The sequence below is a fragment of the Sulfurimonas sp. NW9 genome, from assembly GCF_051132275.1.
Classification (GTDB): Bacteria; Campylobacterota; Campylobacteria; order Campylobacterales; family Sulfurimonadaceae; genus Sulfurimonas; species Sulfurimonas hydrogeniphila.
This window is the reverse complement of sequence record NZ_CP093236.1, coordinates 998,391-1,020,951: the sequence shown is the minus strand read 5'-3', so window position 1 is coordinate 1,020,951 and position 22,561 is coordinate 998,391. Positions and strand designations below refer to the sequence as shown.

Annotated in this window: 22 protein-coding genes; 6 read left to right on the top strand and 16 right to left on the bottom strand. The window is 35.4% G+C overall.

The annotated features are described in order from the left end of the window. Positions 1-98: 98 nt before the first annotated feature. The 6 genes from MLC44_RS05820 to glyS form a co-directional block, all read right to left on the bottom strand. Complete coding sequence (locus MLC44_RS05820) at positions 99-1,436, bottom strand: ADP-ribosylglycohydrolase family protein (RefSeq protein ID WP_434658790.1); 1,338 nt, start codon at positions 1,434-1,436, stop codon at positions 99-101. A gap of 16 nt (positions 1,437-1,452) precedes the next feature. Further along, a complete protein-coding gene (locus tag MLC44_RS05815; protein WP_434658789.1) occupies positions 1,453-2,634 on the bottom strand; it encodes an McrC family protein in 1,182 nt (393 codons plus the stop codon). Beyond that, positions 2,635-2,925, bottom strand: a complete 291-nt coding sequence (locus MLC44_RS05810; protein WP_434658788.1) for a type II toxin-antitoxin system RelE/ParE family toxin — start codon at positions 2,923-2,925, stop codon at positions 2,635-2,637. Beyond that, complete coding sequence (locus MLC44_RS05805; RefSeq protein WP_434658787.1) at positions 2,926-3,144, bottom strand: addiction module protein; 219 nt, start codon at positions 3,142-3,144, stop codon at positions 2,926-2,928. Next, a complete protein-coding gene (locus MLC44_RS05800) occupies positions 3,125-4,792 on the bottom strand; it encodes an McrB family protein (protein ID WP_434658786.1) in 1,668 nt (555 codons plus the stop codon). The genes MLC44_RS05805 and MLC44_RS05800 overlap by 20 nt, the downstream gene beginning before the upstream one ends. A 420-nt stretch (positions 4,793-5,212) precedes the next feature. Next, positions 5,213-7,231 (bottom strand): glycine--tRNA ligase subunit beta, encoded by a 2,019-nt coding sequence (glyS, locus tag MLC44_RS05795; RefSeq protein ID WP_434658785.1) that lies wholly within the window; start codon positions 7,229-7,231, stop codon positions 5,213-5,215. A 109-nt stretch (positions 7,232-7,340) separates the two neighbouring features. Between glyS and MLC44_RS05790 the strand changes: the two genes are divergently transcribed. Continuing rightward, entirely contained in the window at positions 7,341-7,733 is a 393-nt protein-coding gene (locus tag MLC44_RS05790; protein WP_346388682.1) for a YidH family protein, read from the top strand. A gap of 145 nt (positions 7,734-7,878) precedes the next feature. Then, positions 7,879-8,265: a class II SORL domain-containing protein gene (locus tag MLC44_RS05785; protein WP_151900453.1), complete on the top strand. Its 387-nt coding sequence runs from the start codon at positions 7,879-7,881 to the stop codon at positions 8,263-8,265. Between the two features lie 29 nt (positions 8,266-8,294). Here the strand turns inward: MLC44_RS05785 and MLC44_RS05780 are convergent, their stop codons facing one another. Next, the gene (locus tag MLC44_RS05780; protein ID WP_418641331.1) at positions 8,295-9,230 is read right to left on the bottom strand and encodes an HD-GYP domain-containing protein; all 936 of its coding nucleotides are present in this window, start codon (positions 9,228-9,230) and stop codon (positions 8,295-8,297) included. A gap of 15 nt (positions 9,231-9,245) precedes the next feature. Then, positions 9,246-10,808, bottom strand: coding sequence for an EAL domain-containing protein (locus tag MLC44_RS05775; protein ID WP_434658784.1), 1,563 nt, complete (start codon positions 10,806-10,808; stop codon positions 9,246-9,248). Positions 10,809-10,918: 110 nt separating this feature from the next. On the opposite strand from MLC44_RS05775, the gene MLC44_RS05770 reads away from it, so the two are divergent. Together MLC44_RS05770 and MLC44_RS05765 are read left to right on the top strand one after the other, a co-directional pair. Beyond that, a complete protein-coding gene (locus MLC44_RS05770; RefSeq protein ID WP_434658783.1) occupies positions 10,919-11,581 on the top strand; it encodes a uracil-DNA glycosylase in 663 nt (220 codons plus the stop codon). Next, positions 11,578-12,849 (top strand): hypothetical protein, encoded by a 1,272-nt coding sequence (locus tag MLC44_RS05765; RefSeq protein ID WP_434658782.1) that lies wholly within the window; start codon positions 11,578-11,580, stop codon positions 12,847-12,849. The genes MLC44_RS05770 and MLC44_RS05765 overlap by 4 nt, the downstream gene beginning before the upstream one ends. Here MLC44_RS05765 and MLC44_RS05760 read toward each other — a convergent pair. Both MLC44_RS05760 and MLC44_RS05755 read right to left on the bottom strand, forming a co-directional pair. After that, positions 12,802-13,956 (bottom strand): MFS transporter, encoded by a 1,155-nt coding sequence (locus MLC44_RS05760; protein WP_151900457.1) that lies wholly within the window; start codon positions 13,954-13,956, stop codon positions 12,802-12,804. The genes MLC44_RS05765 and MLC44_RS05760 overlap by 48 nt on opposite strands. 8 nt (positions 13,957-13,964) lie before the next feature. Further along, the gene (locus tag MLC44_RS05755; protein ID WP_346388677.1) at positions 13,965-14,339 is read right to left on the bottom strand and encodes a YbgC/FadM family acyl-CoA thioesterase; all 375 of its coding nucleotides are present in this window, start codon (positions 14,337-14,339) and stop codon (positions 13,965-13,967) included. Between the two features lie 162 nt (positions 14,340-14,501). On the opposite strand from MLC44_RS05755, the gene MLC44_RS05750 reads away from it, so the two are divergent. Beyond that, the gene (locus tag MLC44_RS05750; RefSeq protein ID WP_434658781.1) at positions 14,502-16,190 is read left to right on the top strand and encodes a protein adenylyltransferase SelO; all 1,689 of its coding nucleotides are present in this window, start codon (positions 14,502-14,504) and stop codon (positions 16,188-16,190) included. On the opposite strand, the gene MLC44_RS05745 is transcribed toward MLC44_RS05750, so the two are convergent. Beyond that, positions 16,187-16,648, bottom strand: a complete 462-nt coding sequence (locus MLC44_RS05745; protein ID WP_418641325.1) for a hypothetical protein — start codon at positions 16,646-16,648, stop codon at positions 16,187-16,189. The genes MLC44_RS05750 and MLC44_RS05745 overlap by 4 nt on opposite strands. Positions 16,649-16,766: 118 nt before the next feature. Between MLC44_RS05745 and MLC44_RS05740 the strand changes: the two genes are divergently transcribed. Further along, positions 16,767-17,087, top strand: a complete 321-nt coding sequence (locus MLC44_RS05740) for a hypothetical protein (RefSeq protein WP_151900501.1) — start codon at positions 16,767-16,769, stop codon at positions 17,085-17,087. Between the two features lie 3 nt (positions 17,088-17,090). Here MLC44_RS05740 and MLC44_RS05735 read toward each other — a convergent pair whose 3' ends face one another. Genes MLC44_RS05735 through MLC44_RS05715 form a run of 5 tightly spaced genes read right to left on the bottom strand, consistent with a single transcriptional unit; the run spans position 17,091 to position 22,555 of the window. After that, the gene (locus tag MLC44_RS05735) at positions 17,091-17,516 is read right to left on the bottom strand and encodes a bacteriohemerythrin (protein WP_151900502.1); all 426 of its coding nucleotides are present in this window, start codon (positions 17,514-17,516) and stop codon (positions 17,091-17,093) included. Positions 17,517-17,571: 55 nt separating this feature from the next. Continuing rightward, positions 17,572-18,651 (bottom strand): ABC transporter permease, encoded by a 1,080-nt coding sequence (locus MLC44_RS05730; protein ID WP_346388675.1) that lies wholly within the window; start codon positions 18,649-18,651, stop codon positions 17,572-17,574. Further along, a complete protein-coding gene (locus MLC44_RS05725; RefSeq protein ID WP_346388674.1) occupies positions 18,651-19,772 on the bottom strand; it encodes an ABC transporter permease in 1,122 nt (373 codons plus the stop codon). Before MLC44_RS05725 ends, MLC44_RS05730 begins: the two co-directional genes overlap by 1 nt. After that, entirely contained in the window at positions 19,769-21,391 is a 1,623-nt protein-coding gene (locus MLC44_RS05720; protein ID WP_418641323.1) for an ATP-binding cassette domain-containing protein, read from the bottom strand. The genes MLC44_RS05725 and MLC44_RS05720 overlap by 4 nt, the downstream gene beginning before the upstream one ends. Positions 21,392-21,397: 6 nt before the next feature. Then, positions 21,398-22,555: an HlyD family secretion protein gene (locus tag MLC44_RS05715; RefSeq protein WP_434658780.1), complete on the bottom strand. Its 1,158-nt coding sequence runs from the start codon at positions 22,553-22,555 to the stop codon at positions 21,398-21,400. Positions 22,556-22,561: the final 6 nt, after the last annotated feature.

Here is a 22,561-nt window from a genome sequence, read left to right as displayed (position 1 = left end):
TTAATTTATAAGTTCTGAAAAAAGATTAGCATCTTTTTTTGAAGAAAAAATAAATATAACATTTTTTACATATTCTGCATGCATCAATAAGTCAAATATCATTTTATAAGCAATTGCAGCAGCTTCTTTTTTGGATATGCATATGCACCAGTGGCAATGAAAGGGAATGCTATTGATTTACATTTATACCTCTCTGCTAATAAAAATGATTTTTTATAACATGATTGCAAATGTACTGATGGATTTATATCGTATAGATATTGAGGTCCTACTGTATGAATAATATATTTTACTTTCATATTTCCAGCTGTTGTAATTACAGCTTCCCCTGTTGGTAATCCATCAGGGTAATCATGTTTCCTTAAAAACTCACACTCTTTTAATATCTCTTTACCACCAGCTTTGTGAATAGCCCCATCAACACCTCCACCACTACCTAAAAGACTGTAATTTGCAGCATTTACAACTACATCTGCATTTATACTTGTAATATCACCTACCAATATATGTATCTTGTCTTTAAGTTGATGTTCTTTAGTTTCTTTTACCTCAGTCTGATAAAGATTAATAGCCACATCATAAATCATATCATGCTTCATTAATAATAAAGACCATTTATGCGGAATAGCTTTATACCCATAAAATGCACCTGCCAATTGCCCATATACAGCACCAACAGTATCTGTATCATATCCTAGAGAGATTACATGTAAAAGACCATCTTCAAATGAATTAAACCTATAAAATGCCATTAAAGCAGTTTCTAAAGTATCAATAACATATCCAGTAGGCTTATATACTTTATCTTCTTTGTACGAGCCATTAATAACATTTAAAACTTCTTTTCGTATATCTTGTATATCTATAAACTCATTCGATAGAAGTTTTTCTTTTGAATAACCTTTAACAGCTCCTGCAATAAGTTGGGCATAATAAATACAGGCATCCACTGCTAATTGAGATTTATGAGTTGTTTTGGAACTTAACGAAGCATATTTTATCAGCTTATTTATATCTTTATAATAAAGTAATACAATAGGTGCTAATCGCATTAACGAACCATTTCCTGAATTAGCATCTCCTGTTATACCTGAAAAAGGTTCTTTTGTTCGTCTATATGTACTCAAGGCTCGTGCGACAGTATTGCCTATGTCAAAACATTGCGAACGAGTTGAAAAATAACCATCTTCTTCCCAAGATACATATTTATCCATTTGGTCTTTTGCATTGAAACCATTGTTTTCAATAAGACTTTGTGCTAAACATAATGCCATAGAAGTATCATCAGTCCATTCTCCAATTGATATAGAATGAGCACCACCTTCTACAAAATGGGAGCTAACTTCATAGGAAGGTTTTTTAAATTCATAAGGTGCACCCAATGCATCTCCAACAGCTAAACCAATTAAAGAGCCTACAATCTTGTTCTTATACATGTAACTACACCTTTTATTAGATAACATAACTGTTTTTTTCAATATTTAAACAATCAAAGCATAAGATATGGATATTTAAACTCTCATCATATGCCAAAGCAATATCCAAAGAAGATTGAAACTCTTTTGTTTTAGGGTAAACTAAATAAACATCCTTGGCCGTATATTTTTTTCCATAAGCATACACCTGATATAAATCAGACTGTGATAAGTCATAGTTTTTACTTTCTTGATTGATTAATTTCCATTTAGTATCTAACACAATATTTTTATCCATGACAATATCAGGCTTTAATTGAAACAGATTATGAGATTCAACAAGTTTATATTGCCTGTCTTGTGTTTTTATCTCCCTGTTTTGATAAGTCTTTTTAAAAAAATGTGCGACATAAGATTCAAAAAGTAAGTTCATATCAAACAGCAAAGCATAAGCCACATCATTACCTTTATATGGTGAAAAAGAATGATTGTTTAAAAATATACTGCACCATTGCATTATCATCTGATAATGGAGCATAGAACGATCTATTTTACATTTTTTAAAATCATTTTTTATGTCATGTGATATATCTGTATTGTCAAACATAAATATAAACTCTCGCAATCGTTGCTGATTTTTCGTAGAAGTAGAGACTTGATACAATTTATTAAGTGTAGTTTTTATGAGTCTGTTTTCAGCTCTGTTTGTGGTGTATTCATCATATTCCACGAAAAATCTCTCTTTATGCAGTAAATTATTTGAAACTTGCTTATTTAGTTTTATTTTTCCTTTTAAAAAATAAAGATTATCAGCAGTCTCAATATAATCTGCTTTGATTCCTTTTTTTATAAGAGCCGTAAGTTCTTCTAAAAACATTGCAATAAATATCTCAAGAATATTTGTACTGGTTGTTTCTAAAGATGCTTTGTTTATATTTTTAAATGGTGATTTTTTTAATGTTTTGAGCATTTTAAGAAGAGTTTGTTTTGTGCTTGTTGCGTCATCTTCACTGCCATATATTTTTGGCAATATTTCTATGGTTGTACCATCTTTTGTAACGATTGTACCAACATAATTTTTTAGGCGTAGAGCAGTACCACCACGAGCTATGTCGAGATATTTATAATTTTCTTCATAAGAAGCAAATTTCACTAACTCCGCAAAAGCTTTCTCTGGGATTTCTCCTTTTTTTATCAGAGTATGTTCTTTGTAAATCATTTAAGAAAGTCTTTCATTGATATAAGTAGGGTTACTTCTTGTGTCCAAAACTGCATAAATATAAACTGCTTCATTATCATATTTATAATAAATTGCATATGGAAATCGCTTGGATAAAAGACGGTAGTAATTTTCAATTTTGATATGAACTCCACAGTATATTCGCAATGATTCAATATCTGAAAAAATTGTACTTAAAAAGTATTTTCCCAGCCCCTGTGATTGGCACTCATAAAAGTCAGCACCATTAGAAATATCAATCTTTGCGGGAGTTAATATTTGTATATTCATTTATGAGAATTTTTTTAATAAATCTTGTTTAGCATCATCAAAGTTTTCAAATACTGCTTCGCCACTTGCAATTTGATTTTCTCTTTCATGTAATACAGCTTTGTGCCACTGTGGTGTCAAAGATTCATCATTTATGTTTTTGCTCATATCTTCCCAGAGCTCTTCCATCGCCATAAACTTTTGCGATGTTGTCATAGTGTTAAGATTCAATATTGGCATTTCCATCTCCTAATGCTTGATTTTCTATTTTATCATATATTTGAATATATCTCCCTTCATCATGCAAAGCCTCACTATTTAAACTGTAAATATTTTTATCGTCTTCAAATTCATCAAAATCTTTACAATTAGAAAAAAGCTCCTGCTGTTTATACTTTTTACTGTATATAAATCCATTATTATTTAAAACCAAATTTATTTTTTCCCAATCATCATAAAAATACTCTTGCAGTAGAGGAATGATTTTATTTTTAAAGATTTTTGATAAACTTTCAAAATCTTGGCAACTTATAAAATATGCATGTCCTATTGTATGATCTCTATCATAAAGGAATTCTATTCTTTCATTCATTTTTGCAAGTAATCTTTGAATATCTATACCTTCAATATCATCTGAAATATCTTTATGACAAGGTTCTGGCATCATCTCTTCAAATTCGAATCTTCTTCTGAGGGCTGTATCAAGGACTGCTATACTTCTATCGGCTGTGTTCATTGTGCCTATAATTGAAAGGTTTTTGGGAACTTTAAATGGTTTTTTACTATATGGTAGTTTAATTTCCATTCCTCGTTTTGAGGTTTCAATCAATGTAATAAGTTCACCAAATATTTTAGATATGTTTCCTCTATTTATTTCATCTATAAATATTGCATATTTTTCATCAGGGGTTTTTTCTGCCTGTTCACATATATCTTTAAAAATACCATTGTTAACTTTATAATAAACATCTCCTTTATCATTTATTTCAGCCTTCAAACCCTCTACAAAATCTTCATAACCATAACTTTGATGAAAAGTGACTGTAACATAATTATCTTTATTGTATTCATTTTGCAATTGTTGCAGTTGATAAGTTTTTCCTGTTCCTGGGGGTCCGTAAAGGATTTTATTTTGTGTTATTCCAATCCCTATACCAGTAATAACATCAGACTCACTTTCATTATATATTTCCTCAGATCTTACTAGCTGATTATTTTGAATTCTATTAATTAAAACTGGTTCATAAGAACTATAAAGATATTGAGCATTATCAAAAACGACTTTGGACAATTGATTTAATGTAATAACCATTGATGTTGAATAATCTGTAAATGCATGAACTACTATAGAATCTTGAGTATTCCTATAAACTTTAAAAGGTTGATTTCTTGCTGTAGTGAATAATTTAGCATATTGACCAGAATTTTTGAGAGGTAACTTTTTTACAAAAGAATAGTAAGCATCTACAAAAGTTTTTTTCTCTTCAGAATCAATCATAAATCCGTCTTCTAAAACTTCTATTGGCATATGTAATTCTTCAATAGCTAACTTTACAAAATTATCTATATTATTGCATTCTCCACCACTATTACCCCACTGTGTTGTAAAATACAACTGCATGTTGTTATATGTAATTGGCTCAAAGAACCTACTGTCTAATCTAGAATCAGTTTTTCTTTTTCTCCATTCTCTGTAATCATTTTCATCATAAACTACAGCAAGATTGCAGTGAGTATTATTAAATATTTTTTTGAGACTATCATAAGTTTCATAAGGGTGTTTCTTTAAATAGTAAGTAAAAATATCATATACTAAACGCCCGAGAGAATTATTATTTCTTCCGTGGTTTTTATATTCTTTTCCGTTAAATATATATTTTCTTGCCATAAACAACCTTTCTAATTTACTTCTTAATTATTAACTAACATATAATTTTCTTAATTATATCCAAACCTTTACCTCGAATTCCAATATCATCAATATTTTCTACTTCATTTTCAATGCGATCAATTCGAATCAATGACGTAATTAAGTCTAATTTTACTTCCAAGCATACGAATAACTTGAGGGAAATATTCATATTTTTCTCTTTTTAGAACGCTTATAGATATATTTCTCATAATTGAAAAATTTGTAAGTGCATTTTTAGTTTGGATTAGAGAAGCATCTTCACCAAAAGTGATATTTTTAATATTAGAGTATAGCCTCAACAGCCCAATGAATTCTAACTAAAAACACTATATGTAAGGCAGTTTGGCCATAATAAAGTTTGGATTCCAGAAAAGTTATTTAATCCATTATAAGTAATTATATACTTACTTCTTTAATGTCGGCGATAGTAAGAATACTTTTGTATATGGAAGCGATGAGTGCTTTACGGTTGTTTTTCAGCTTTTCATCTTCTGCATTGACCATAACATTGTCAAAAAATGCATCCAATTCAGGTTTAAGCCCAAGGAGTGCATCCAACTCTTCTTCATAGCTTTCATAAGTTTTTGATATCACTTCTTTGTATCTTTTGTATAGTATTTTTTCAGCTTCTTCTTCAAATAGGCTTTCATCTACATGTAAATCAGCATTTAGGTCAATATCTTTCGTGATATTTGCCACACGTTTAAAAGTAGATGAGACTTCATCAAAACCTTCCGAATTGACCAAAGTATTGAGTGCTTCTATTTTTCTACCGAGTGCCAGGAGTTCTCTCTCACCGGAAGCCAAAACCGCTTCAATAATAGACGGATTGACTTTGTAATATCTTCTGATGCGCTCTATAATGAAATTTTCAAGTTTTTCCAAATCAATTGCATCATAATTTACGGACAACTCTTTTAAAGTCTTCACAATGTCAAATTCAAAACCGTACTCATTGACAATACGGATAATGCCGTTGACTGCACGACGCAAGGCAAAAGGGTCTCGAGAACCTGTCGGGATTTCATTGACAGAAAAAAGTCCAAGCAGTGTATCAAGCTTGATGCTCATCGCCACTATGGCACTCAAAGGCGCAGAAGGGAGTTCACTCTCTTCACCCTCAGGCAGATACTGCTCTTTTACAGCCAAGGCAACAGCCTCGTTTTCGCCTGCTTCTTTTGCATAGTAGTAGCCCATCAATCCCTGAAGTTCTGTAAACTCATACACCATTTCACTCATCAAATCGGCCTTTGCAAGCTCTACAGCTCTTTGCAAATCCTCTTTTTTTACATCAGGCTGATACATATCATATAAAGCACTGGCAATTTTTTCTTCACGCTTTATTTTGTCAGCAACACTGCCCAAGCCTTTAAAAAAGGCAACTTTTTCCAGTCCTTTTGTACTCAAACCGTTTTTCAAGTCATTTTCATAAAAGAAAAGCGCATCTGCCAAACGAGGACGAAGCACACGCTGATTTCCGGCTATTACTTCAGAAAAATCATCTGTCAGGGCATTAGAGACAACTACAAACTTATTGATAAGTCTGCCCTCTTTAAATACAGGAAAATAACGCTGATGCTCTTTCATAGAAGTGATAATAACCTCAGGAGGCAATCGTAAAAATGCTTCATCAAACGAGCCTAACAACGCCGTCGGATTTTCCGTAATAGCAACCACTTCCGCAAAAAGATCTTCATCTATCTCAACATTGACACTGTTCTCATCTTCAATTGTTCTAATGTCAGCAAGTATTTTTTCTTCTCTTGTCTGTTGAAAAAGTGTTACACCACCGTTCTTCAATGTTTCAAAATACTCTTTTGTCCCTGTAATTTCTACAGGATTAAAATTTGCTATACGGTGAACACGTGTAGTTTTGGCGGCATCTATACCATACATGTGCATAGGAACAAGCGTATCATCCAGTTGCACATTTATCCATCGTACAGGACGAATAAAACTCTCATGCAAACTGCCCCATCGCATAGATTTGCCAAAATCAAGCGACTTGAGCCATGCATGTATAATCTCTGGCAAGAGTTCCGCCGAAGGTTTTCCTGCAACATCTTTTTTATAGTAAAGTACCTCTTTACCGCCTTTTTCTGCCGTACTGAGTTCGTCTAGTGAAACTCCGCATTTACGGGCAAATCCCTCAGCCGCTTTGGTAGGGACGCCATCTTTGTAGGCAACTGCCAAAGGCGCACCAAAAAATTCTTCTACACTGTCAGCCTGCTGCATTGGAAATTCTCTGTGCCACATTACCAAACGACGAGGCGTATAATAAAATTCAAATTCACTCAAGAGAGCATATTTTTCTAAAATATCGGCATATTTTTTTTCAATATTCTTCATCTCTTTTAAAAGAGGAACCGCAGGAAGCTCTTCAACACCGATTTCAATTAGTAATGGTTTTAACATATTTAGACTCTTTATGTATTAATTAACGCGATTTTATCTCTTTATTGGTTAAAAACTCTTAAAATGGTTCACATATGTCTTAAATAAATTTCAGTTAGGAAATACAAGTATGCAAGAAAAAAAATCTTCTATCGACCCGAAAGACTTAATGGCAGTAGAAAGAGCGACTACCGCACTTATCGGAACCTCTATCTCCCTTATTATTCTCGGTTTTATTATTGAAAAATTTGAACTGTTTCTGCATATTATATCTGTCGAGCTAACAGGAAAAAAACATGATACCATACCGCAGTTGACACATATTGCCTTTTACAATTATCTGGGTATATTTATCACGATATGCGGCATGCTTCTGGCTGGATACACCTATAAATACTACCTCACATGGATCACACATCTGGAAAAAGGAGAAATAGATACCGACAAAAACATCTATTTTTATCTTTCATTGACAGTTTCACTTGTCGGTTTTGTACTTTTACTCAGTATGATCTTTATTTAAAATAAAATCCGAGTTAAAAAGAGTGTTAAAAAAAACAAATAATCTTAGTATAAACTTAGACAAGATAAATATGCTCTGATTTATGATAATGCTAAAGATTTTATAGATACAATAACGTTAAATAAATTAACACAAGGAATTTAATATGCCAAAGATTAACAAATACGTTGACATTGACACAGTAGAAAGAGAAGCAAAGAAAGATTTAATTGACCGTCACTCACCATTCATTACCGTACCTGGTGTTGCTAAAAAAGGCGAAATGCTTGCAGTAAACGTAAAAATGGGTAACGAATATACTCACCCGGATGATTTCGATCACTACATCGAGTCTATCACTCTTTATGACGGTGACACTAAATTGGCAACGGCTACTTTTGTTCCTGGAACTTTAGGAAATGAAAAATCTCATGCTGAAGTAACTTTCAACATCAGACCGATGAAGAAAAAACTTACTCTTGTAGCACATGGTTACTGTACTAAGCACGGCATCTGGGAAAGTACGCCTGAAATCGTAGAAGTTACAGAATAACTTAACTTCTTCAGATAGAATTTTTAATTCTATCTGAGCATTTCTATCATTTTATTTAAAATCTTCACATCCAGCTGTTTACTCATTTTCGTTTTCATCAACAACAATGCTTCAAAGACTCCCATTGCTTCTTTATAGGATCTTCTGCTCGTTAACGCATCAAAAACATCACATACAGCTATAATTCTTGCTATATAAGGAATATTTTCTCCATTGAGTCCTGCAGGATACCCTGAACCGTCCATTCTTTCCTGATGATACTTGATACCCATGAGAATATCTTTGTTTTTTATTCCCAGTTTTAATCCGATGGCATAGCCAAACATCGGGTACTTTTTCATTTCAGTAAATTCTATTTCTGTCAAGCGTCCTTTTTTTTCAACAATTTCAGGATTGATTTTACTTTTTCCGATATCGTGCAAGAGTGCCGCTTCTCCCAATGCCTCAAGCATTTCTTTGGAAAATTTCAAGTAAGTGCCAAGATTTAATGCGTAAATGCAGACATTAATAGAGTGTGTCATTATTGTATACTGATGTTCAGCTATATTTATAATAGAGTCAATAGAAAAATTCTTATCTGCAACAGTTTCCACAAGCTCATATATCACATGTTTGGATGTTTTATAAGTCTCGAGATCTTCCGGATTTGAAAACAGAGTATGAAGGATAACAGTCGCTTTATGATATATTTTAGCTGCTTTTTCTTCAAAGTTTATGTATTTTTTTTGAGCATGTGCAACTCTTTGGTTGTAATATCTGAGATAATATGCCCGCTCTTTTTCATTGATATAAACAGCGTTGATATCTTTAAGCTTTTCTACATCCTCTGCAGTCACCAAAGTGCCTGCATGTTTAAAATAGTGCATCTTTTTTTCTTTCTCTGAAGGAATAAAAAGATTAAACTCAAATACTGCATTTTCTTTTATGATATCTTTGTCTATTGAAATATATTTAGTTGACTTCAAACATACTGCCTGTTATTATAAATTTAATTTCACAGATGGTTCATCTATATAAAATCCTTGTGAATAGTCTATACCCAATTCACACACTCTGTCCATAACAACACTTGAATGCACATATTCTGCTATTGTTTTTATTCCCAGTTTTTTAGCAAACTGAACAATTGTATCGACAACAATTTTTGAAGCCTCATCCACATCAATATTTTCTATAAGTGAACCGTCGATTTTTATATAATCTGCATCAATTTTTGTTATATATGAAAAATTGGAGTAGCCGCTTCCAAAATCATCTATCGCTATTTTCGCGCCATACCTGACAACTTCACTGACAAACCTGTCTACCCTTTTAAAATCCTGCACGGCTTCTGATTCCAAAAGCTCAAATGTTACCCTTGAAGCTGCGTGAGAGTTTTTCAGTTTATTCAGGATAAAATTAAATATTTCGCTGCTCATAATGTCTTCTATGGAAAGGTTAATACTGAATTCAAACTCATTCTTTTCAAAAACAGCAAAGGATTTGTTGATTATTTTTTTTGTCACTTCATTATAAATTTTAATATTTTTAGCAATAGGAATAAACAACAAAGGAGAAAGAATCTTTCCGTTCATATCTACAAGTCTTGCCAGGCACTCGTATTTTGTAATTTCTTTCGTTTTGTTGTCACGAATCGCCTGAAAATATGGAATGATTTTGTCATTTTGCACCGCTTCGCGAACAATTGAAGAGAGTTGTAAATTACGCCGATATTCATCTTCAAAATGCATTTTGTCTTCATAAATCCAAAAGGGAACACCCTTTTTCTTTGCATACATCAAGGCCATGGAAACTTTGGAAAAAACATTATTGTTTATTCTGTCTGATGACGATGCCAAAGTAAAATCAACAAAAATTTGTGTTTCCTGATAAGTGACTTTTATGTTTTTTATCTTTTCGTAAAGTTCACTCAGATAACTCTTTAAATGATAAAAACCAAGATTTTCATCCAGCGAAATGGCAAATTCTGCGCCTGAAAGACGATAAACCTGATTTGGCGAAAGCACTTTTTTTAAGTATTTTCCGACATATTCCAAAACATAATCGCCAACTACAAATCCGTAAAAATTATTGATTGTCTGAAAATTATCAATTTTCAAGAGAATCAAACCGCACTGCTCACAGTTTTCCAGGTCTTTGCGAAGCTGATACAAGTTTGGAAGATTAGTCAGGTGATCTGTAAAATAACGTTTAAAAAGTTCTCTCCTGTACTCTTGAATACTCAAATTTTTGCTTGAATGGTCTTCATAAAGCTCTTTGAGCACTTCATCACTTATATGCTCTGTATCATCCGTATCTATCGTAAAAACTACAACAGAAGTTTTTTGTTTGTCATCATGCTTTAAAAGTACTATTTTTGCATCCGGTACTGTCTTGTTGATCTCTCGTACTAAAGTTTGAACCAATACAGTATTGTGTATATATGAGAGGATATGAATCAATACTTTATGTTTCGCCAAAAGCCCAATTTCATATATTACATCTGGAACTTCAGCGGATGAACTTAATGTAAAATTTTCAACTTCAAAAGTATCACTATTCATACTGTCTTTGCCTTTATACCTGTGTTTCATATGTATAATAACATATTTTTAATCCATAAAGTAGAATTTAACCGCAGTTTGACTATACTCTTGTCATATTTTCAGAAATGGTGGCAGTATTGAAATCCTATCAAAATCTTGTTTTACTTCAAAACCTGTACCGCTTAAAAGCTATCGGTTTTGAATATATAGAACACTTTAATATAAATGATAAAACAAACTATGAAACGCCAACAACATTAGCGGCTCTGTCTCAAAATATATCCTCATGTCATCTGTGTGATTTGAGCAAATCAAGAACGCAAAGCATGAGCGGATACGGAAACCAAAATGCAAGCTTGTTTATAATAGATTTCAGTGTTTCACAGGCACAGGACCGTGCAAATGCATACTATACAGGACGATCCGGAGAAACATTAAAAAATATGATAGAAAAAGTTGTACATCTCAGTATAGAAGATGTTTTTATAACACATGCTGTCAAATGCAAACCCCTGCAATCAAACAAGCCTTCTGCCTCCGAATTCAATTCCTGTAAAAATTATCTGTTTTCTCAGCTGGATTTTATAAAGCCAAAGGTCATTGTAACACTTGGAGAAGATGCCTATACTCACCTGACAGGTGATGTGAATTTTGAAAATGTAAGAGGGCATGTTATAGACTACAAAGAGTATAAACTCATCCCTGTTTATCATCCCCAGTATCTTTTGAGAAACCCCGAGTTGAAAAAAATCACATTAAATGATCTAAAAACCATAAAGAGTTGCCTATGAAAAAACTACTATTTCTGCTTGCGCCCTGTATCATTTTTGCACAAAGTTTTATGATATCCAATATTCCTATTCCAAAGATATACATTCAGGACCTTGATCCTTATACATGTAACGACAAATGTATGAAAGAGCTTTTACAAAACGGGCAGATATTCTCTTTTCTCTCCCATGCAAACAAGAAACTGACAGACAAAGAGTTGGATGAGGCACGCATTATTAACATTGCCGTACTCAATCTTGGCGCATCAAACGCCGGCATGAAATTAAAAATAGCCCTGCTCCTGCCTTACAAGAAAATAGGAAAATACGCATCCACCACCACAAATGCGGCTTTTGCCTATCTGATGACAAAAAGTAACTCTTTTATGCTCAAAAGCTACAAAATTTCGACAGAAAACAGATCAGATTTGCAAGAAGCTCTGACGCAAATAGAATCAGATGGATTTGAGTATGTCATAGCACCGCTTACAGCACAGGGAGTAAACAACATTATTGAGATTGATCCAAATGTAAATATATATTTTCCTACTATGAATAAAAAAGATGTTCATACTGTCTCCTCTTCTCTTGTTTTTGGAGGTATTGACTACAAACAGCAAAGCAAAATGCTACTTCATGAAGCAGTTTCACCTCTGGTTATTTTTTCTGACAAGTCACAGACAGGCAGAAAGTTGGCATTTTATCAAGAAGACGAGTTTTTGCACCCTTGCGCTGATATAAACGATACTATGTATTATAATGATGAAATCAGTGTTTATAACGAAGATGTCAATCTTTCAGAAGAAAAAAAAGTATTTACCTATTTTATTTCACGAAGAACAACCAATCTTGAAAGATATTTAAAAGAAAATAAAGACATTGTCAATGCTTCATTTTTTGTCAATACCCCAATCATTAAAACAGGAATGATATTATCACAACTGACACTTTACGATGTAAATGCTACAAACATCCTCTCAACACAGATCAATTATGACCCATTGCTGCTCTCTATGACGCAGTACAATGACAGAAAAAACATGATTGTAGCAAATTCTATAACCAAAGATAATAATATCTTGATTGAGACAAATTCGCTGTTGGGAAATGACATTGTGTATGACTGGATTAACTACACTACAACTGTCGGAATAGACTACTTTTATGCACAAATCACCGGTGAAGAAAGAGAATACAATATCAACTTTCTGGACAATCAAATGATGTATGATATAGAACTTTTACGCCCTGGAATATCGAGATTTTTCAAATATATTCCAGACGAGTAGTGTCAAGAACATTACTCCCATGCCTCCTTCACTTACTATCACTGCATTTTCAAAACCGTAATTTTTCCAAATATACCCTATAACAATTGCTCCCAAAGCACTAAAAACAGCAATGCCGCCATAAAAAATACCGTAAACAAATCCTTTGGAATTTGCATATTCAGAAATGTAGGCACGGGTAGCATTTAAACTAAAAACAGTAAATAGACCCAAAAAAGCAAATGCCAGCCATAGATTTATATTTAACATAGATATAGAGACAATACCAAAAACAAAAGAAAGCAACAACACCCTGATAACACCTATCTTGTCACTTAAAACTCCGCCATAATAACTCATAAGAGTCTGTACAGCCGTCAGCATCATTACAAGAAGCGGAATAGTTGCCAAAGAAAAACCCTCATTTCTCGCCTTTAAAATAAAAAACTGGTCACTCATGATAAAAAACAAAAATCCGAAATAGATAAACAGGACCGGAAGTAACTTATAATCCTCCTTGTTAATAACCTGCTTATCTTTTTTTATCTTTTTTGGTGCATCTTTTACAAGAAAGACTACTATGGCAACCGCAATCAACCCTGGTATGATCGTCAGTTCAAAAATGAATCTTATTGATTTTTCATCTTGCGCAATAAACATAAAAATGACAAAAATTAAAAATGCTCCACTCAATTCTCCGGCAATATCGAGCATTTTATGAAAACCAAAAGTTCTGCCATGCGCATTGTTTTTAACATAACTGCTGATAAGCGAGTCTTTTGAAGCACTTCGTATGGCTTTACCCATTCTTTCGACCCCCTGCAATAATGCGACACTTATAAAACTGTGTGAAAAACCCAACAATGGTTTAGAAACAGTCGATAAAAGATACCCTGCAACAAGAAACGGTTTCACTATTTGATATTTATCACTTAAATATCCAAAAAGAATTCGAAAAGCATAGGATATAAATGTTGCAATAGCGATAATAATTCCAAGCTTATCAACCCCTTCATTCAAAACATAGACGACAAAAACAGGTAAAAGAGTAGTAACCATGTTTGATGACATATCTGTAAAAAAACTGACCCAGCCTATATATACTACATTTTTATCTATACTTTTCATATAATTTCCTAAAATAAAGAGAGAATGAGTTCTTTGCTTTCATTATCTAATTTCTGTACTTTCCCGTCAAAATCAATATATACCAAAAGAATTTCCAATTCAAATATTTTTTCATTTTCTTTATAAATTTCCTGACTCAGTGTAAAGGAAGCTGCTTTCATTGTAACTAGTTTTGTATATATCTCAAGCATATCACCAAGTTTAGCACTTTTATAAAAATCTGCGGTAACTTTACGGGCCACAAAATGCCCGTTTTCCAAAACTGGGGTCATATTTTTTTTAAAAAAAGCTTCACTGCGTGCTCTTTCGCAAAAATTTAAATAGTTTGAATGGTACACGACACCACCGGTGTCTGTATCTTCGTAATAGACTCGTATTTTCACTCAATATTCCTTCATATATGGCTAAAAAAATCTCTAAAATCAGTGTTCATATTGTACTCAAAACATACACTGTTTATTATTAGAAAAGAATAGTTTCAATAATTTATCTCTTACAAAGCTATTTGGGATATAAAATATTATATTTTAAATGAAGGACAATATATGCAAGATATAAAAACACTCAATGATCTGGCACAGTTAGCTGAGTATTCTCTAATGGACAGACTTAATCCTGATCCAAATGCTACAGCAGACGGTGCAGATCATGCACCAAGACAGGTATTCAGCGGGCACTATGTTCCTGTAAAACCCACTCCTATAGAAAATCCTGTTTACATTGCGCACAGCAAAACCTTCTTTAAGGAACTTGGACTGCATGATGACTTGGCTGCATCTGAGGATTTTATACGCATGTTTTCGGGTGACACTTCACATCTAAAAGAGCCTTTGCGTCGTACCGGTTGGGCAACAGGGTATGCCCTTTCCATCTACGGTACGGAGTATTATGAGCAGTGTCCTTTTAAAACAGGTAACGGGTATGGTGACGGACGCGCAATATCTGTTTTTGAAGGGGTTATAAATGGTAAACGCTGGGAAATGCAGCTCAAAGGCGGAGGGAGAACCCCTTACTGCCGTGGAGCTGACGGTCGTGCGGTACTGCGTTCAAGTGTTAGAGAATTTTTGGCACAAGAACACATGTATGCCCTCGGTGTTCCCACATCACGCTCTTTAAGTTTATATATGTCAAAAACCCAAACAGTAAGACGGCCCTGGTTTATGAACGGTTCCTATTCAAGGGATCCGGAAGTCATGATAGAAGAAAATGTTGCCATCACAACACGTGTTGCCCCCTCTTTTCTTCGTGTGGGTCAACTTGAACTTTTCGCCCGACGGGCACGTAAAAATGAACATCCAAAGGCGATGGAGGAACTTGAGATGCTTGTCTTGCACCTGATTGAAAGAGAATACAGTGATGTAATAGACAAAAATTTACCTCTGGAAGAAAAAACAGTGCTGCTTGCCCGTGAATTTCGCTCCCGCCTTACTTCACTTGTAGTAAACTGGATTCGTGTCGGATACTGCCAGGGAAATTTCAATGGTGACAACTGTGCTGCAGGCGGTTTTACCCTTGATTACGGTCCGTTTGGATTTATAGACATGTTTGATCCAAGCTATCAACCCTGGACGGGTGGCGGAGCACACTTTTCATTTTTGAATCAACCTCAGGCCGGGGAACAAAATTTCAAAATGTTTTGTAAGGCACTTCAGCCTTTGCTCAAGGCAGATGAAAAACAGAGTAAACAATTGGATGAAATTATGAACGGTTTTTCCAAAGTCATGCAGGCTAAAATGATACAGATGTGGACTGCCAAACTGGGTCTAAAAACCTTTGACGCAGCCTTGTTTAACGAACTGATAACACTGATGATGGAGACTTCGGTCGATTATACCCTCTTTTTTCGTGAACTCTCTGGTATACCTGATAATATTTCCGCAATTGCGAAAAGCTTTTACGGTGACTCTCTATATGATCAAAAGATTATAAAAAGCTGGACCGAGTGGTTGGAAAAATGGAAAGCAAACATTAACATTGATACTCCGGAGTCCCGCAAAAAACTCTCAAAAGAGATGAAACAAACCAATCCGAAATATATTCTCCGTGAATGGTTCCTTGTTCCGGCATACAAAAAGGCCCAGGAGGGAGATTATTCACTTATAAAAGAGCTGCAGGAAGTGATGAATGATCCCTACAGTGAACAGTCATCGGAGACAGAAGACAAATACTACAGAGAAAAGCCTGCTGAACTGTTTGATGTCGCAGGAATATCTCATGTAAGCTGTTCTTCCTAAAACTGCATCTCCACTTCTTTTTCTTTGAGTTTTTGAATGTAGAGCAGAGCATTTGTAAAGGCATACTGGTCTACTTCCTCTATGCCTGCTTCTTCACATTCTACCAAGTAATCAAAACCGTCGAGTTCAGTGTTTTGCACTTTTTTCAAATGTATTACATAAAGTAACAAGTCGGCTAAATCACTTATAGGGATTATCTCTCTGTAGTTTTTGCTACACGCACTTATATAATCGTCGCATATGCTTTCATTTGACATTAAAAGTATCCAGAGAATAATTTTATCTACCTTTTTTGGTGCATTCGCCCGAGCTGAAAAATCTTCATAAAGTGCTTTATTTTTGGCTATCTCATCAAGCTGTTCATGAACCTGTGCTGTTAAAAAATCAACTCTTTCATCTGTCAGTTTTTCATTTTTATAGCCATCTAATACTGATTCTGCAATTTGGTATGTGTGCATTGTTTTCTCTTTTCTCTTTTTTATTTTAAAGTCAAATTATACCATTCAAACAAAATATTTTTCTTGAATTTTTTGGCTATAATCGACCAAAAGAAACATTTTAAGAATAGGAGTAACAATGTATCCAAATAAAAAATTAAGAACAGGCTTTTGTATGAAAATTGAGGGTGTTTTGCTGAATCGTCCGGACTTGCATAATATTGCGGCAGAATTAGGGGTAAACCCAGGTGACGTACTTACAAAAAATCAAATCCTTACGATTTACAATACTTCTGAAACATGCCAGGAAATTATAAAGGATAACGCATTGGCAACATTTGTCGCAATGGCTCTTGATATTTCGCCCCAAAACATCACTGATATCAAAGAGGTTGTAGAAGAACCTGTAAAAATTGAATTTGATCTGAGTGATTTTGAAGACGACGAAGATGATGAATAGGTTTTACAAACCTTTCATCTTTTTTGCAAGATAATTTGCAGTCGGGTAGTCCACTGTGTTTACATGTAAGACTATCCATTCGGGTGCTCTGCGGATAAAATCAGTAATTTTTGAAACCTTTTTATAGTTTTTCCAATTTTTAAGAGCCATATTCAGTTCTTCCAAAAACATGTCATGTGCAGTCTTGTGCATGTCATAGGAAGGAAAACTATACTCTTGCATCAGACGTTCTTCGTTTGCAAAGTGTTCATGAACATGCTTTACATACTCCTCGATTTTTGCTTCAAGTTCTTCGAGTGTCGCTTCCCCCCGATCGTAAGAGATCGCAAGATTATCTATTGCATTTAAAATTTTAATCTCATTTTCATGAGTTTTTTGCATCTCCTCCACATCCATATCTTCAACCTGCTCAATATATACCAATGCCATAAAAAATCCCTCTTTTTCTTTTATTATAGTAAAAAAATAAAAACAGAGCCTTAATTTAAAACAATTTTCCGATTTTTTTAAAACCGTACCAATACAGCAGCGTTCCAAGAAGAAGAACTCCGCTAAAATATGGCCACAAATCTATAAACTCCGTTCCTCTGAAAAAGATGCTCTCTGTTGCTTCTATGTAGTAGCGAAGCGGTGAAAACAAAGAGAGTGTCTGAAATACCGGGTGCATAGCGTAAACAGGGGTCCATGCACCACTGAGAAAAATCAACGGCATCATAATAATGATAGAAAGCTGTGCCACCTGCATCACATTTTTGGACACAGCCGCTACAAAAAGTCCTATGCCGGCACTCGAAACAGAATACAAAAATGTCAGGAGCATAAATGCCCAAAATGAACCGTTAAGCGGTACATCAAACTGGCCAAAAAGCACAAATCCCAAAGAGAGAACAACGCCTGCCATGACAATGAGTACCTGCGAAAAACTTTTCGCCAAAATAATGATTTTGGGATTTATCGGAGTAAGCAGCATAATATCCCAGGTACCGTCCTCTTTTTCTTTGACAAAAACAATGGCCGTCAAAATGACTATCAACAGGGTTATAATTGAAAGCAGTTCTGTCAGTGCCATAAAACTGTGATTGTCAGCATTTTGATTAAAAAGTTTATGTGACTTTAATTCAAGCGGAAAGTTTACAGATTGAAAGTCAAATACAATATTTTGCAGATACATAAATGTCGTGAGACTTTGCGATGCTGCAGTAGCATCGAGCAAAAGATTGATCTGTGCTTTTTTCCCGCTCTTGTAGTTCTTTTCAAAATCAGAGTCAAAGAGTATTCCGACCATAACTTCTTTATTAAAAATAGCATTGGAGAGTGCTTTTTGCGAAAGAAAGGCAACCGGTGGTTTAAACTCCGGTTGATGTAACCGTGCAAGTATTTTTTGGCTTACTCCCCCTCCTGTTTTGTCAACATATCCGACAACAACATTGCGCGGTTTTATCTGTATGCCGGAACCGGCTATGTAAACATCGAGTGTAAACGAATAAAGTACAACAGCCACTAATCCTATAGAGCGTAAAAAACTCAGCAGTTCTTTGGAGACAATCATCGCAAATATTCGCATTATCTCATCTCCTTTTTCAACAATAAGGTGCCGACAGTAAAAAGTCCCACAACAAACCCGACAAGTATCAGCAGATACATGATAATTTTTTCAGACGCCAAACCCTGTCCTATCAAAAATGTATCATAAAGAATATGCGTATAATACATCACCGGAAACATATGCGCTTCAATATATGACTCGCCACTCATGGAAGATATCGGCATAAGCATACCAGAGTATAAAAATCCGGGAATTATGGTGATAATAATTGTCAAAACAACGGCAACAATTTGTCTGCTTGTAATGATAGAAATAAGCATACCGATAGAGAGACTGATAAGAATATAAAGTTCACTGCTGAGCCAGTAGAGCATAAAACTTCCCCGAAAAGGAACATCAAACAGATAAACTGCAAGCAAAAAAAGTATAAAAATATTCACAGAATGCAGTAAAAAAGCAGGAAAAAGTTTTGCAAGAAGGAACTCTCCTTTACTCAAAGGCGAAGCATAAAAATTAAAAATGGTCCCTCGCTCTTTCTCTTTTACTATAAGAAGTGCTGCCAAAATTGCAGGAGCCACCAAAAGCACAAGCCCTATGAGTCCTGGAACTATGGCATCTTCATCCCGCATTGCCTGATTGAAAAGCGTACGCTGATTTAACACTATAAGCCCTTTTGCAGACAAACCGCTTCTTTGTGCCACTTCGCTTGCCCCATCAAGCACACTCCCCTTGATATACCCCTCAATAGTAGTAGCCCTTGTCGGAAAAGAGGCATCCACAAAAACACCGATCTCACTCTTTTGTCCGTGTAAAAGTTGTTTTTCAAAAGAAGAGGGAATGATTAAAACTGCATCGGTTTTAGCCTGTTTTATAGAGCGCAGTGCCTCTTTTTCACTTACATGTAACACCTTTGCATTAAAGTATTTGCTATGTTCAAATTTTGAAATCAGCATTTGTGAAAATTTGCTCTGGTCATTATCAATAATCAAAATTCTTGCATGCGTTACATCCATACGGATTCCATAGCCAAAAAGCAGTACAATCATACTCGGCATCAAATATACCATCACAATCAGACGCGTTCTGTAAAGCTCCATAAATTCTTTCAATATATAGGCTTTAATGGTTATTAGTTTCATTCTCTATCCTTATAATATGTCAAGAAAATATCTTCAAAATTCTTTGCATCGGGATGTGTTTTATAAAAATTTTCTATGGTATCGTCTGCAATCTTTTTTCCCTGTTTGAGGAGTACCACTCGATCACAGTACTCCGCCTCGCTCATATAGTGTGTGGTTATCAAAATAGATATATGCCACTGCTCTTTAAGCTTTTTAAGTATCTCCCAAAATTGTGCTCTTGCAATGGTATCCACGCCGCTTGTAGGCTCATCCAAAAACAGCACAAGCGGTTCGTGCAAAAGTGCCGCAGCTATGGAAAAACGCTGGTTGACACCCAGAGGAAGCGCAGTTGGCAATTCATCCATATACTCTTTAAAGCCGAGTTCATTGGCATACTGCTCTATTCTTTTCAAGGCAGTCTTGAGAGGAATCTGATGCATATTGGCAAAATAAATCAGATTTTCTCTTACAGTCATGTCATTGTAGAGTGCAAAATGCTGACTTACATAGCCGATTTTGGACTTGAGCGTTTGACGATCATCTCCGCTGCGGATGACTTTTTCAAGCAGGGTAAGTGTGCCCTCGTCTATCGGATACAGACCCAAAAGCATTTTGATAAATGTGGTTTTTCCTGCGCCGTTTGCACCCAAAAGACCCAGAATTTCACCCCGTTTGAGTTCTATGTCTACATGGTCATTTGCCGTAAAACTGCCAAATCTTTTTGTAATGCCATATGCCTGCATCACAACAGGCGGTATTGCAATTTCTTTGTCTCGTTTTGCTATGACGACCTTAGGCAGGAGCTTTTTCTTTTGCAGCGCGTTCACAAAAAAGAGTCCCTCCAGAGTAGGTTCTGCCTGCTTTACATGTAAAGGCTGCAGCGAATATGTTCGCTTGTTAAAACCAAGGCACTCTTCTTTACATGTAACCTCTTCATAAACATACGGACGGATAGAGTCTATAAGCTCTTCATTTGTTCCGCTGGCAATGATTTCTCCTTCGTCAAAAAGAAAAATTTTGTCCATTTTGGAGGCTTCTTGCATATAAGCGGTGCTCACTAAAATTACTGTTCCTTCTTCTTTGCGTATGCTGTCCAAAATCTCCCACAGTTCCAAACGGCTCAAAGGATCCACTCCGGTTGTCGGTTCATCCAGAATAAGAAGTTTCGGACGGTGCAGCAGTGTGCAGATAAGTGAGAGTTTTTGCATCATCCCGCCACTGAGTTTACCGGCTTCTCTCTCAACAAAAGCACTCAGTCCTGCCATATGCAGCAGTTTTTCTCTATATGCAAGAAATTGTTCATCTTTTGCAACATTGCGAATATCGGCAAAAAACTCCAAATGCTCCCCTACTGTCAGAGTATCATAAAGAACAAGCCCTATTCCCTGTGGCATCAATCCGATAAAAGGTTTTACTTTTTCTGCCTCTTTGGGTGAATGGTACGCGATACCATCATAAACAATCTCACCCTCAAAACGGATAACACCGGCTACAGCATGCATAAGGGAGCTTTTACCTGCACCGTCCGCTCCTATAAAACCGATAATCTCTCCACTCTCTGCTGTGAGCGAGGCATTGTCTATGCCTGTTCTTTTTTTGTAAGAGACCCGGATATTTTTTACTTCAAGAAGAGACATCTTGTTTTAGAGTACCGGAATGTCATTGAGTGAATTTGGCAGACCTTTGCCATCAAGTGACACAACTCCCACAGCCGGTATACCGAGTTTTAACAAAGGGTCAATTGCCAGTGGTTTGAGGTGTACGGCAAACACTCTTTGAATTCTGTCTGAACGCACACTGACCTCTTTGGGCGTAAATTCCGCTTTTTGGGCAATACGCACTACTTTTGCCTGTATCGGATGATTTGGATAGGCATCAAGAAATATTACCGCTTTGTCACCCAGTTTTATTTTTCCGTTTTGCAGTGTGTCGACAAATATTTTCAGATACAACGAGTGAGGATCCAAAAGTGTGGCTACCGGCATACCAGGAGCTATTACCTCTCCCTCGTTGGCGATTTTTTCTACCGTAATTCCATCAACAGGTGAAACAAGTGTCATCTCCTGAATCATCGCTTCTATCTGTGCTTTGGATGCTTTGAGGGCTTCAATACCATCTTGCAGGGCCTGAATATTTGCGGCAATGGCAAAAAGTTTTTTCTGTGATGCCTGCGCATCCAAAAGTGCAATACGAGCCAGAGTTACTGCTGATTTTATTTTTTTCAGCTGTTGCTGCAGTGCGGAAAGCTTTTTGTTTTCTGTATCCCTTTTGAGTTGCGCAAGTTCCAGTTTGTGCTTGTCAATACTTTTGTTTTTATACAATCGTTGAGAGCGTTTGAAATCTCTTTTTGCCTGGGCAACGACATCTTTTTGTATCAAAATATTTTTTTCAAATGCCTGTTGCGAGGCTTGGGCTGAGACAAGCTGTGCTTTTGCTTTTTTCTCCAAAAGCGGAATTGTTGTCTGTGCAATTTTTTCTTCAATTTTTTGTGCTGCGAGTTGCTGTTTTTTTGCCTGAATCTGTGCATCAAGCCCTGCTTTTTGTGCTGCAAGTTCTTTGCTCTTCAAGACACCCACAACCATTCCTTTGCTCACAGGTACACCGTCATCAACAGATATTTTTTCCAGCCTTCCTGCATATTTTGCATTGAGATTTACCAGATCACCGTCCATGCGGCCTGTCCCTTCAACCAAATTTGCAGGAAGTGTTTTTGGATGCAGTTTTTTATAGATCATTCCGCCTGCTGTAACCAATAAAACAGCTATCACAACACCCAACCAATATTTTTTCAGAACCTGCATAATCTA